This is a genomic window from Hyalangium gracile, assembly GCF_020103725.1.
GTDB lineage: Bacteria > Myxococcota > Myxococcia > Myxococcales > Myxococcaceae > Hyalangium > Hyalangium gracile.
Genome location: NZ_JAHXBG010000008.1, coordinates 17,868 through 30,672 on the forward strand (window position 1 = coordinate 17,868; position 12,805 = coordinate 30,672).

Consider the following 12,805-nt stretch of genomic DNA (forward strand, 5'->3'; position numbering starts at 1 on the left):
AACGTGCAGATCATTGGCCTCGTTCTTCTGGGATTCATCGTCTGGTTCGGGTTCAAGGACCGTGGAAACGCGCAGGTCATCTCCGCGTTCGACGCCCACGCCCTCGTCATGGTGGTGGTGGGCTCGTTCTCGGCGGTGCTAGTGGGCTCCAGCCGCACGAACGCGCTGCGCACGCTCCTCTGCCTGCGAGAGCTCATCCCTGGCCTGCAGACCTTCGGCAAGCAGACCTCCGCGATGGAGCTCGAGCGGGAGCAGTTCTGCACGCTGTGGCGAGAGGGCAAGCGCGGCCAGGCGCTCGCGCTGGCCGAGAAGAGCCGCTTCGATGCCATCAAGCAGCTGGTCGATCTCATCCTGAACCGCGCGCCCGAGGTCGCCAGCTCCAAGGAGTTCCTCGAGCTGCGGCACGAGGAGATCAGCCGCTGGCAGCCGGCGATCCACAACTGGGAGATGCTCTCCAAGCTGGGGCCGGCGTTCGGGATGGTGGGCACCATCACCGGCATGATCCAGCTGTTCCGCAGCATGAGCGCGGACAACCTCAACATCGGCGCCGCGATGTCCCTGGCCCTGCTCGCCACGCTCTACGGAGTGGCCTTCGGCGCTGGCATCGCGGGGCCCATCGGACACCTGCTCAATGGCCTGCTCGATGAGCGGCTGGGGTTCCTGGAGCGGTGCGAGAAGAGCGCGAACGAGCTCATTGCGCGCGGCGGAGGCTTGTCGCGGGCGGAGTCGAGGGCGGGGTAGACCATGCAACGGCGCCGGAACGGAGGCGAGGAGAGCTGGCTGCTCAGCTACGCCGACCTGATCACCAACCTGCTGCTCTTCTTCGTGGTGCTGCTCACCGCGGCCAACCTCAGCAAGGGCAAGATGCAGCAGATCGTCAAGAGCATCTCCGGGAGCGAGAGCCCTACGAGCCTCGAGTCCATTCGCAAGGAGATCGACGCGCAGATCGCCCAGAAGCAGATGCAGGAGCTGGTCCGCACGAACGTCACCGACGACGGTCTCGAGCTCTCGCTCAACTCGGGGCTCGTCTTCGACTCGGGCAAGGCGCAGATCCGTCCCGAGCTCGAGCAGACCGTCACCTCGATGCTGCAGGTGCTCGCGCCCTACTCGATGAAGTACTCCTTCGCGGTCGAGGGACACACGGACTCGACCCCCATCGTGAGCGGCGGACCGTTCGCCACGAACTGGGAGCTCTCCAGCGCGCGCGCCATCGTGGTGAGGCAGCGGCTCGAGGCCGCTGGGCTCTCGCGCTCGCGCATTCGCGTCGAGGGCTACGCCGATACCAAGCCGCTCCCCGAGGAAGAGCTCACGGGGCTCAGCCCCCAGGAGCGTCTGGCCCGGCACCGTCGTGTGGTCGTGAGGATCTACTGATGAGAAGCCTCGTTCTCTGCCTGCTCCTCGCGCTGTCGTCCAGCGCCCTGGCCCAGGAGAGCACCGTCCCGGTGCCCCAGAAGCACATCCCATCCCCCGTGCTCCTGGAGCTGCGGGCCCTCGAGCGTCAGTTCGACTCGGCGCTGCTGCGCGACTGCGCCCCCGAGCGCTGCGTCTCCAAGGGGTGCGTCTACCGAGACCACGTGGTGGTGGACATGCCGCGCTCGTCCTCGCTGCCGGGCATCGGCCAGACCGAGGGCCCCGGCAGCGTCCCGGCGCAGGAGTACCTCACGGAGGCCTCCTGTGACTTCGCGCACGAGAAGTCCGTCTCCTCGCGGGATGTCCAGGGGCTCGTCCGGCGGCTCGAGCAGCGCCTGTCGAAGGGGTGGCTCAAGGTGACCGTGGGCCGTCAGGTCCTGGAGCCGATCTCCGCGTCGCTGAGCGAGCCCCCCGCCCCCAAGCCGGAGCCGGTGCCTCCGCCCCGTGAGGAGGCTCCTCCCCCCGCCCCCGTCGCCCCCGCGCCGCCCGCCCAGTGGGAGGCGGGTGTGGCGCTCCGCGAGCTGTGGGTGAGCCTGTTGCCACACTTCTCGTGGATGATCGCCCTGATCCTCGGCACCCTGGCCGCGCTGATCATCATCTGGGCGCTTCGCCGCCTCGGGAAGGAGTCGCTCGAGGAGAAGGCGATGCTGGCGCAGCTGGCGGCCGGCACGCTCGACAAGTCGGCGGCACCAGCGGAGGCCGTGGCCGTGGGCTCCGTGGGTGGAGCCCCGGGGACGGCCAGCCCGCCCGCGGAGGATGCGGCGTTCGTCGCCGAGCAGCGGCGGCTGTGGGCGGGCCGGATGTCGGAGGCCGAGCTGGCGAAGGAGCAGAGCGTCGCCGTGGCGCTCCTCCGCCAGTGGATGAAGGCGGGAGAGTTCGAGCTGCTCGCCAAGGCGATCTTCCTCTTCGGCGACAAGCTGTCCGCGGCCTTCTCTTCGGAGGGCGAGCTCGCGATGCGCAAGGTGGGCTTCGCGGAGTACCTGCGACATGTGGACGAGCAGCAGCTGCCCTCGGACACGGAGTTCTTCCGCAAGCTCAATCACCACGCCATCTCCGCGTCGCTGCTCTCGCAGGCGGATGCGGAGAGCTTCCGGAGCATTCGCGAGGAGTTCGGAAGCGGCGGCATCGCGCACCTGATCGAGAGCCTGACGCCGCGCCATGCGGCGCTCCTCTTCGCCCTGGCGCCGGCGGACTCCCAGCACGAGGTGGCGCGCACGCTCTCGCCCGAGCTGCAGCGGAGGATCGCCAGCCAGCTGCTGCTGTCCAACCGCATGTCCCCCGAGGAGCAGAGCTATCTGTTCGAGGCGCTGGACGCCGCGCGGGCCGGCCGCTCGCTGCCGGCTCCGCCGAGGCCGGCCCAGGACACCATCCGCGACAGGGGACAGGAGTTCGACGCGGCCGGGGCGCTGTCCATCCTCCTGACGTACATCGGCGCGGAGGAGCGCCAGTCGCTCCTGACGGGCATGCTCCAGCGCTCGAGCGGCGCCTTCCCGTCCTGGTACCAGGACATCCTGTACCCGGACATGCTCATGAAGCTGCCCCAGGACGTCCAGGCGGACATGCTGCTGGAGGTGGACGTCAAGGGGCTGGCGGGCTGGTCCTCGGTGCAGCAGCCTGCGTGGCGGGAGAGCTTCATCGGCAGGCTGGCGCCGTCCATGCAGAGCGCCGTCCGCGCCAACATGACGTTCAGCTCCCAGGCGGATCAGTACCGCATGGCTCGGCGTGGCCAGGACGAGCTGGTGTCGGCGTTGAAGCGGTTGGTGGCGGGGGGCCGGGTCTCGTTCACGGAGATAGTCACCTGAGTGGATGCCATGGCCCGCATAGGTGTGCTGCTCGCGCTCGTCGCGTGCTCGGCCTGCGAGAAGGTGCCGATCGTCGACATCGAGGCCGGGTTCACGCTCGCGGATGCGGCGTGGTACTCGGAGGAGCAGACGCTCTTCATCTTCTATCGAGTCCAGGCCGAGCAGGGCATCGGGCTCGAGAGCCAGATCGAGATCTCCTACCGCACGGACGATGGTGAGGTTCCCTGGACGCCCATCACCGAGCTCACGCCGGTGCACACCCATGTGCCCGTGGACTGTGGGAACAAGGGCCGCTGTGGCAGCACCAGCCTCCAGGTCGCGCGTGCGCCCCGGAATGTCGGAGTGCGCCTGCGCTACCACAGTGATGGAGAGGTGACCCTGCCTGCCTCGGTGAAGCTCAACCTCGTTGGCGCGGGGCCGGCCCACTCCCACCGCAGCCTGGTCGTCTACGGCGTCTTCGACGAGGCCAACACCCATGTGCAGTGGCGTGCCCGCCACCAGTTCCCGACCCTTCGCAATGAGGAGGTGCAGGAGCTGGGGCTGCGCCGCACCTTCAGCGTCGGCGATTCGCGGTACGGCCACTTCGAGCAGGCGTTCGAGGTGAGCCCCTACGGCTACGCGGCCACCCCCGCGTGCCCTGGAGCGCTGACTCCGCTGGCATGGTCTCCGGTGGAGACGTTGGAGCGAGCGGTGCCCCAGGCAGAGGAGCTGCCGGCGGCGGCTTCGGCGGCGTCCATCGTCTGTGCCAGCTCGACGGTGACGGACGCGAAGGGCACCTTCCAGGCGGTGGCGCTGGCACGGAAGAACCCGGAGGTGCGCTCCGCCTTCCCGTCCTTGCGCAACCCCATCCGCCCCAACACCGTCCTGGGCTTTTTGCTGAAGCCCTGTGCGCGGTCGATCTCCGACCAACATCGGGCGATGCAGGTCCAGCGGCTCCAGCTCGCGAACTCCCCGGAGATCTGCATCGACAACTGGCGCGCTCCGGGCTTCGCGAACCAGCTCGCCGCCCGCTTCCGCGAGCGGATCGACGAGGTGCGTGCTCAGGGAAAGGACATGGTGCTCTCCTTGTCCCTGCACCACGACGATACGAGCGGGCAGCTCGCGGCCGTCCTCGAGGATGCGCTGGAGCAGGTCCTCCCCTTCGAGCGTGACAAGAGCACCCCCCGAGTCAGTGGGGCCTTCGTGTTCGACAGCTTCGGCTATGAGCTCGTGAGCTCGGAGCTCAAGCACCTCGTGCTCTGGTGCCCCGCGTCGCTGGGGGATGATCTCGACGAGCTCCCATCGGCGGCCCAGCGCTCGTGCCCCTTGCTGCCGGACACCCCCGACCTGAAGCTCGGGCCCTTCCGCTTCTCGAACCTGCCCATTCTTCCTACCCGCGCGCAGTACTTGAAGTTCATCGACAAGTACTCCGACGGTCAGGCAGGCCGGATGCGCGAGCTGCTCTTCCTGGCGCCCGAGCGGACTCCGCTCTCGCAGAACGCCCAGGTCGGGGAGTTTGGGGTCGCCACCTTCTTCAACAATGAGATCCTCACGGCGGCTCCGAGCGACGCGTTCTCCTATTGCCAGCCCGAGGATCCGCGCGCGTCCGCGGTGATCTTCCGCACCTCCTTGGATCCCAATCCCCTGCCGCTGGAGATCCTGCCCGAGCTTCACGAGCAGCTTCCGCAGTCAGCCTACGCGCTGGGGCTGTTCTGGGACTTCCCCTTCCTCCTGCGTGCCGAGTACGAAGTCATCGTCGCCGGGGCGGCCAGCGCGTTCTCGCTCACGGTGCCGTTCGGCATCTCGAGCTCGGACCAGGCGTATTACGGCACCGACCTGTGGGAGGGTGGAGAGTTCCCGCTCAGCACGACGCTCTTGCAGTGCACCCGCTTCTGCGACCACCCGACCTTCGACTCCGCCGGGGTCTACAATGTCGGCGCGAGCTTCCGCGGGAGCTACCGGAAGCAGTGCTATCGACCGCGCTACCCGGTTGCCGGCGCAGGAGGCTTCCCGCTTGATCCGTAGCGCGCTCCTCATCGCCGTCCTGGGGCTGTCGTCGGCGACTCTGGCCGCCGAGGAGCCTCCTCCTGCCTCCGCCGAGCCTGCTCGCGGCGAGGCTGGAGCGTCGCCAGACTCGGACACGCCCCAGCAGCCCGAGCAGCCCGAGCAGCCGAAGAAGGAAGAGCCTGCTCCCGAAGTGGCCGAGGAGGACGAGTCTCTCGAGCGTCATCGCACGCCCTTCGAGGTGCTCAATGAGCGGATGATTGGCGTTGCCTCTCGCTCCGTGCGCTTCGACTGGCGCAAGAGGACGGTAGGCGTCGGACTGATTGGCAGCCAGCTCCTCGAGTACAACAACTTCAGCACCACGCGGTTCGGAGCGCTCGTCCGCAAGCCGCTGGGCAGCTTCATGGGGGAGCTCGCCATCACCCGGGTCGTGACCTGGGGGAGCAGGAGCACCGAGAAGCTGGCGCTGACTCCGTATCGCCAGTCCGGGCGCCCCAGTCGATTCGAGCTGGACGTCAACGTCGGCTATCCCCTGGCGGAGGGGGTGGCGACGTCGCGACCCGGGTTCTTCCCCGCGACCGAGCTCGTGTTCTCCGCGAGCGCGGGTTTCCGGTATGCGTTCTACCCGGGGGCGCTCTCGGGCGCGAGCTTCGGCCAGGTCGCCAGGTCCGTCATCGCTCCGCGGCTGTCGCAGAAGGAGGTGGAGAATCTCGAGCGCAAGCTGCCACCCGGCATGCAGCTCGATGAAGCGCGTTACAACCTGCTCACGGGCCTCAACCTGGACATCTACTTCCAGAGCGGGGGCTTTCTCACGCCACGCGCCATGATCGCGCTGCCCATCACGGGAACCGAGCTGGGCTTGTGGTGGGAGCTGACGTTCAGCGCCGGGTGGATGTTCTGATGTCCCGGGCGGGCTTCATCCTCGCGCTCGTCCTGGCGACGGCCGCCTTCGCGGGCGACGCGCTCCCGAAGCAGACCCTCGTCTTCTACAACGCGCGGCTGGCTCTCCGGGAGGATCAGCCCACGGAGGCGCTCAAGCTGTGGCTGCTGCGAAACGGCCTGGTGGAGCAGGGCGAGCGCGGTCTCCATGACGAGGACTTCCGCTCGGTCGTCTGGGCCGCGCTGGGCGAGCTGGGCCTGTGCCAGGACGGCTTTCCCAAGGACGATCACGGCGCGGGGCTGTGGCCGATCGCGCTGCACAACCAGATCGTCTACTCGATGACGAAGGGGGCCCCCCCGGACGTGCCGCCACCGTTCGACGCCTTCGAGGTGGGGCGCCAGCAGCGGTTCGTCTCCCTGAATGACGTCCTCTCGACGGCGGAGCTGCGCTCGGTCACCTTCCATCGCACCTTCTGCGTGCTTCCGCGCCTCACGCTGCTGGAGGCGGGGGAGGTGCCCTGGAAGGATCTCAGCGATCGACTCTCCGCCGGGCTGCTGATGCGGCGGCTCCTGGTGAAGTCGCTCGACACGCTGGTGCGCGAGAAGGTCCAGAACGTCGCCGCGGTGGAGGCGCGCATCTTCGATCTCGATCTCGCCATCTCGGAGCTGATCTCTCGCCAGACCCGCCAGGCGGGCTTCGCGGCGAAGCAGCATGCCAGGAGCCTCGGAGTCTCCGAAGTGGGCGCCCAGGAGGCGCGTGACGCGGCCTCGGTGTGGCCGGCGAACTCGGCGCAGGCAGACTTCCTGCGGAGATCCCTGACCTGGCAGGCCAGGGAGTGGTTGATGTTGAGCCGGGCCCGGCGTCTCTCCCTGTTCGCGCAGGCGCGCTCCCACTCCAAGGATCCGGAGGCCCTGGAGCGGCTGGTGCTGTCCGTCATCGACGGGCTGATGGAGCGAGGGGAGGCGGAGGAGCTGGAGGCATGGATCGGCTTCCTGGACGCGCGTGACGTGCCAGCCCGGCGCAACGCCCTCATCGCGGGCGAGCGAGGCAAGCGGCTGCTGGAGCTCGACCCCAGCAAAGGCTTCCGGGAGCGCTCTGTCATCGCCCTGCACCGAGGCGTCGCGTTCCTCGAGGCCGGGCAGCTCGAGGAGTCGCTCCGCTCGTTCGCGTACGCGATGGCGAACGCGGAGGTGTCCCGTGAGTCCGCCACGACGCTGGCGCTCTCCCGGCGATGGTTGTCGTATGTGCTGTCGCGCTATCGGACCAGCGAGGAGATCCTCGCCATGCTGAAGGCGCTGGTGCCGAAGCAGGAATACAACTCGATCGCGGAGGACCTCGTCTGGAAGGCCGCGCTCCGAGCGGATGCGGCATCGTTCGATCGGGTGGTGGAGAGCATCCGGCGTGGGACCGCGCTCGATGCGCGCGTGGAGAGGCTCCGGCCGCTGGCGCATGGGAAGGCAGGGGAGATGGTCGCGGGGCTGCGCGACGCGGCCGCCGAGGAGCCCTACCTCACGCTGCGCTTCATTCGGCAGTTCCTCGAGAACCTCGAGGCCGAGGAGGCGGATGTGCGCTCGGCGAACATCCCCACCTTGAAGCTGATGATCGGTGTGCTGGACTCGATCGCGGCGCAAGGAGGCGAGCGCAGCTCCCACGCGCGCACGGCGGAAGAGCTCGTCCAGCGCGCGCGAGCCATCCTCGAGGGGTTGGGCTCGCTGGAGCAGTCCGTAGCCACCAAGGCCCAGGCGCTCTCGCCGCGCCACGAGGCGTTCGCGGGGGCCATCCGGCTCGCCCCCGCGGACCCGCTGCCATGGCCGTTCCGTGCTCCGGAGCCCGAGCGGCTGTCGGCGTTCACCCCCCTCATGCTCGAGCCCGTGGAGTGGCGGGATGCGAAGGGCGCCCTGGTCCTGGGGTGGAGGGTCACCGAATGAATCCCCGGGAGCTGCGCCAGGCGATGCGCCAGCGCCGGCTCGAACTGCGCCAGGCGATGCGGCTCGCTGGAAAGCAGGCTCGCGAGCGCCTCGAGCAGGAGCCGGCGGTTCGCCGCGAGCGAGCCCGCAGGCGGCTGCGGCGCGCGGTGGGCCTCGCGGTTCTGGTGCTGCTGGCCTCCTTGCTGCGCTGCGACTGCGGGCAGCCGCCTCCACCGGAGGTGCCGAAGGTCGAGGCGAAGGAGGTGGTGGAGCCCAAGACAGCGACCCCCGTGCCGCCGCCGCCCCGGAAGCAGCCGCTTCGTGGGCAGATCAAGTCGCAGGATCGCGCCAGCTATCAAGGACCTGAGCGAGACTCGGCGGTCTGGATCGACGAGTTCCGTCTTCAGGTGGCGGCGCGCAGCCCCAGGCTCGCGCAGTGCTTCACGGGCTCCGAGCGACCCGGCGCCCTGCGCTGGACGGCCTCGGTGAATCCCAGGAGCGGCGCGGCTTCCGATCATGAGCTGGAGCCTGTAGGCGCCAGCGGGGAGCTGCGACGCGAGCAGCACGAGTGCATCGTCCGCGCCCTCTCCAGTCCCCTCTACAGGCTGTCCGCGCCGCAAGGGGACTCGCTGCCCCAGCGCGTCGGTATGGTCATCGAGTTCTGACAGTGTCCGAGCGGCAGATAGAGATGTTCTGGCGGTGCTCGAGCTGTAAGCACCGCAACCTTGGCCGCCATCAGGCGTGTCAGGGCTGCGGCAACGCCAAGGACGGCAGCGAGCAGTACGAGATGCCGGAGAACCCGGAGGCCGCGGCGACGGTGACCGACGAGGCCCTGCTGCGCATGGCGACCGCGGGCCCCAACTGGCGATGCGCCTACTGTGACAGCGATCAGCGGGCGTACGATGGCAAGTGCAAGAGCTGTGGTGCCTCGTCTCCAGGAGCCCAGCCCCAGGCCCCGTCCGCTCAAGCGCCTCCCGTGACTCCCGGCGCGACCCTCTTTAGCTGCCTGCTCATGCTCCTCGTGGTAGGCGGGGGAGGCTACTGCTCCGTCAGAGTGGTGCGGAGCCTCGTGGACGCGGGGGAGACCGCGGCCCTGCGAGCGGAGTACGAGCCGCAGAGCGTGTCCATGCGGGTGGAGGCCGTCTCCTGGGAGCACTCGGTGAGCGTGGAGCGCTACCAGGTGCTCTCGCAGGAAGGCTTCGCCGAGAATCGACCGGCCGGGGCCTTCGCGGTCCGCGCCATGGGAAAGCGGCACCACCACCACGAGAAGGTGTTCGACCGCAACGAGACCGTCTACTTCACGGAGAAGGTGCGGGACGGCTACCAGACCGAGAAGTACACCGCCCGCGAGTCCTGCGGCGAGGACTGCACCACCACGCCGCGCAGCTGCCGCCAGAAGTGCACGAGCAACAACAACGGCTTCGCCACATGCAAGGAGGAGTGCAGCGGCGGCGACAGGCGTTGCAAGACGCGCTACTGCTCGGTGACGAAGACGCGGCAGGTGCCTCGCTACGTGAACGTGAAGCGCTCGCGCCAGGAGCCGCGCTACCGCCAGGAGTCACGCACCGCGGAGTGGTACTCCTGGAAGGTGTGGGACTGGAAGCCGAGCCGGCAGCTGAAGGCCGAGGGCATCGCGACAGGCGAGCTCCGCTGGCCGACCGAGGCCGAGGTGGCCCTCGGCAGGAATGTGGGGAAGGGGGAGCAGGAGCGGCAGTCCACCCAGGCGCGCTACTCCGTGTTGTTCGTGGGTGAGCGGGGAGAGACCTTCACCTACGAGCCTCGAACAGAGGGTGAGTTCCTCCGCTTCCCCCTCGGCACGACGCACATCCTCCGGCTGGAGCAGGGCAAGCCCGTACCGCCCGCCCCGTGAGCGAGGCTCCCTGCGCTGCCGCGCGAGCAATTCACGTGCATCGCGGTGGCGAGAAGAGCCACCCCTCAGGGCAATGGTGGTGTCAGCGGATGACACCTGAGCTCGGCTGACTGCTCAGCCATCGACGCGAGCTCATCGTCGCCTTCCGTCCGTGCCCGTTCCCACGGGACGCTGGGATTGCACGTGTGGTGGTCCTCCCCGCAAGCCCTGCATCTGCTCCAGGAGCTGACGTGCCCGGGCGCAAGCGGCACGGGACTTGCGCTGACTCTCGTTCAAGCCGTCCCCCTCCGGAGCGTTCATGAACCATCGATCCCCCTCGACCTTGATCCTCCTGGCGCACCTTCTCTTGCTCGCGACCGCCTGTGGCGAGCCTGTCTCCCGCCGCCTGGACCGGTTCACCACCAGCCCGTCGGGTGCTCGGGACAGCCCGGTGGCAACGTTGAACGTCGCGCCCATCGCGACGGAGCTGTCTTTCCTCGGCAACGAGGACTTTGCCATCGACATGCACCTCGAAGGTGAGGACCCGGATGGAGATCCGCTCACCTTTGCCATCGCCTCGCAGCCGGCGCACGGCAGCGTGAGACTCGAGTCGCCGATGGCAATCTATGCTCCCGCACGGAACTACCACGGCCCTGACAGCTTCACCTTCACCGTCTCGGATGGCCAGGCCACCTCGGCTCCCGCCACCGTCTCCCTCACCATCCTTCCGCTCAATGATGTGCCGGTTGCCGTCTCCCGTGCATTCAACCCACCCCAGGACCAGCCGTTCCCCATCACCCTATCCGCCTCCGATGTGGAGGGAGACCCGCTCACCTTCGCCATCGTCTCCCCGCCCGCGCATGGCACGCTGGCGGGCACTCCACCCGATGTCACCTACACTCCCACGGCGGGCTTTCACGGCACGGACAGCTTCACGTTCACCGCCTCCGATGGTGTGGCCACCTCCGAGCTCGCCACCGTCTCGCTCTTCGTGGGACTGGTGAACCATCCTCCCGTCGCGTTGCCCCAGTCGATCACTGTCGCGGAGGACTCGCGTGTGGACTTCACGCCCGTGGGCTCCGACGTGGATGGAGACATCCTCACCTTCGCCATCGCCTCGGAGCCTCTTCACGGCACGGCCTACGGGTTCCTGGAGGGCAGACTCGGCTACCAACCCGCTCCGAACTACAACGGCCCGGATCACTTCACCATCACTGCCTTTGACGGTCTGGTCAGCTCGGAGCCCGTGACGGTGACGGTCACCGTCACGCCGGTGAACGATCCACCCAACGTCGATATCCATTACTTCCACACCCAGGAAGACTCCTCCGTGGAGTTCACGCTCACCGCTGAGGATCCAGAGGGAGATCCGGTGAGCGTCGAGCCGGTGTCGAGCCCTCGTCACGGCACGCTGACGGGCACGGCCCCCCACTTCATCTACACGCCCGAGCCGAACTTCCATGGCGAGGACTTCTTCGACTACGTAGCCTCGGACGGGCAGGCGACCTCGAGCCCCAGTCGCGTCGTGGTGCGGGTGGTCCCGGTCAACGATGCTCCGGTGGCTCAGGGACAGGCGCTCACCGTCGCGGCGGAGGACGTGACGTCCATTGCCCTCCAAGGCACCGACATCGATGGAGAAGAGCTCACCTACACCATCCTCTCCCATCCCGAAGCGGGCCGGCTCAGCGGCGCGCCGCCTGATGTCCTCTACACGCCCCCGCACGGCTTCACGGGCACCACGCGCTTCACCTTCTCGGTCAGCGACGGCAAGGCGTTCTCCTCCGCGGAGGTGCGGCTCACCGTGGTGGAGCGCTCGTTGACGGTCAGCGCGGCGGCGGACACGCGGCGCCCAGCCAGGGGCGAGCCGGTGCGCTTCTACGCCAACGCCGTGGACAGGGCTGGTGCTCCCATCTCCCTCCAGTGGGACTTCGGTGACGGCCAGTCCTCCCAGGAGGAGAATCCCATCCACACCTTCTCCGCCTCAGGCAGCTACGAGGTCCGGCTCGTGGCCTCCACCGACACCGAGGAGGCCACCACCTCGATCGTGATGCGGGTCCGTGAAGATGTCATCATCGTCCAGTTTGGCGATGTGCCCCCCTTGAGTGGTGTCGAGGGCGGCATGATGCTTCTCGATCTCTACGACACCTCTCCCAAGCGGGGCTTCACCTGGGACTTTGGAGACGGGACTTCCGTCGACGTCGGGGTGTATCCCTACCGCGTCTCCCATACGTGGCTCGATGATGGGAGCTACACGGTGACGTTGACGAGCAGGAGAAGCGACCTGCCTTTCTTCGGCGCTCGCCCCATCCTCATCCACAACGTGCCGCCCGTGCCATTGCCGAGAGAGCGAGCGTCCGCCACCGTCGGCGAGCCGCTCTCCCTTCAGCTCACGGGCTCGGATGCCGCTGGCGAGAAGGACCCGCTTCTCTGGGAGCTCGTTCGCGGCGAGGGATCGCTGCAGCCTGACGGGAGCTTCACTTGGACTCCAGAGACGGAGGGTCTTGCCACCATCGTCACCAAGGTCCTCGACGGGGACGGCGGCGAGGCCCCGTTCGCCTTCCAGATCGACGTGAGCGGAGCCGCTCCCCAGCCGCCCAAGCACTGCGGCTGCGGCACCAGCGCGGGAGAGGCCTCGGCGGCGCTCGAGCTGGTGCTCCTGATCCTCTCGCTCGTCGCCTCGAGGAGCAGGGGAGGGCGCTAGCGCGCGGCTCCGCCCTCTCCATCGACGTGGCACACCCAGAGCCACAGGGGCCAGGCGAGCACGGAGAAGAAGAAGACGTGATCGTTGATCACGCCGAGGGGCACGAAGAACAGCCGCGAGCTCATGCGATGGGCGAAGCCCGTCGTGTCGGTGGCCGCATAAACGACGAGACCCACCAGCAGGTAGAGCACGCCGAGGATGATGAGCACGGTTTGCATGAGTCCTCCTTCTTTTCTCCGTGAAGCCTACCTCAGCGTCGGCCGGGCAGCGTGC

10 protein-coding genes are annotated in these 12,805 nt (G+C 68.1%); 9 read left to right on the forward strand and 1 reads right to left on the reverse strand.

Annotated elements, in window-relative coordinates:
* Positions 1-3: 3 nt before the first annotated feature.
* The 9 genes from KY572_RS17400 (at position 4) to KY572_RS17440 (ending at position 12,532) form a co-directional block, all read left to right on the forward strand.
* The gene (locus KY572_RS17400) at positions 4-741 is read left to right on the forward strand and encodes a MotA/TolQ/ExbB proton channel family protein (protein WP_224243871.1); all 738 of its coding nucleotides are present in this window, start codon (positions 4-6) and stop codon (positions 739-741) included.
* A 3-nt stretch (positions 742-744) separates the two neighbouring features.
* Complete coding sequence (locus KY572_RS17405) at positions 745-1,371, forward strand: OmpA/MotB family protein (protein WP_224243872.1); 627 nt, start codon at positions 745-747, stop codon at positions 1,369-1,371.
* Complete coding sequence (locus KY572_RS17410) at positions 1,371-3,212, forward strand: hypothetical protein (RefSeq protein WP_224243873.1); 1,842 nt, start codon at positions 1,371-1,373, stop codon at positions 3,210-3,212. Before KY572_RS17405 ends, KY572_RS17410 begins: the two co-directional genes overlap by 1 nt.
* Positions 3,213-3,221: 9 nt before the next feature.
* Entirely contained in the window at positions 3,222-5,216 is a 1,995-nt protein-coding gene (locus tag KY572_RS17415; RefSeq protein WP_224243874.1) for a hypothetical protein, read from the forward strand.
* Complete coding sequence (locus KY572_RS17420) at positions 5,206-6,096, forward strand: hypothetical protein (protein WP_224243875.1); 891 nt, start codon at positions 5,206-5,208, stop codon at positions 6,094-6,096. Before KY572_RS17415 ends, KY572_RS17420 begins: the two co-directional genes overlap by 11 nt.
* Positions 6,096-8,003 carry a hypothetical protein gene (locus KY572_RS17425; RefSeq protein WP_224243876.1) on the forward strand — a complete coding sequence of 636 codons (1,908 nt, stop codon included), beginning with the start codon at positions 6,096-6,098 and terminating at the stop codon, positions 8,001-8,003. The genes KY572_RS17420 and KY572_RS17425 overlap by 1 nt, the downstream gene beginning before the upstream one ends.
* Positions 8,000-8,647, forward strand: coding sequence for a hypothetical protein (locus KY572_RS17430; RefSeq protein ID WP_224243878.1), 648 nt, complete (start codon positions 8,000-8,002; stop codon positions 8,645-8,647). Before KY572_RS17425 ends, KY572_RS17430 begins: the two co-directional genes overlap by 4 nt.
* 2 nt (positions 8,648-8,649) lie before the next feature.
* Entirely contained in the window at positions 8,650-9,852 is a 1,203-nt protein-coding gene (locus tag KY572_RS17435) for a hypothetical protein (RefSeq protein ID WP_224243880.1), read from the forward strand.
* A gap of 298 nt (positions 9,853-10,150) precedes the next feature.
* Positions 10,151-12,532 carry an Ig-like domain-containing protein gene (locus tag KY572_RS17440; protein ID WP_224243882.1) on the forward strand — a complete coding sequence of 794 codons (2,382 nt, stop codon included), beginning with the start codon at positions 10,151-10,153 and terminating at the stop codon, positions 12,530-12,532.
* Here KY572_RS17440 and KY572_RS17445 read toward each other — a convergent pair.
* Positions 12,529-12,750, reverse strand: coding sequence for a hypothetical protein (locus KY572_RS17445; protein ID WP_224243884.1), 222 nt, complete (start codon positions 12,748-12,750; stop codon positions 12,529-12,531). The genes KY572_RS17440 and KY572_RS17445 overlap by 4 nt on opposite strands.
* Positions 12,751-12,805 lie beyond the last annotated feature (55 nt).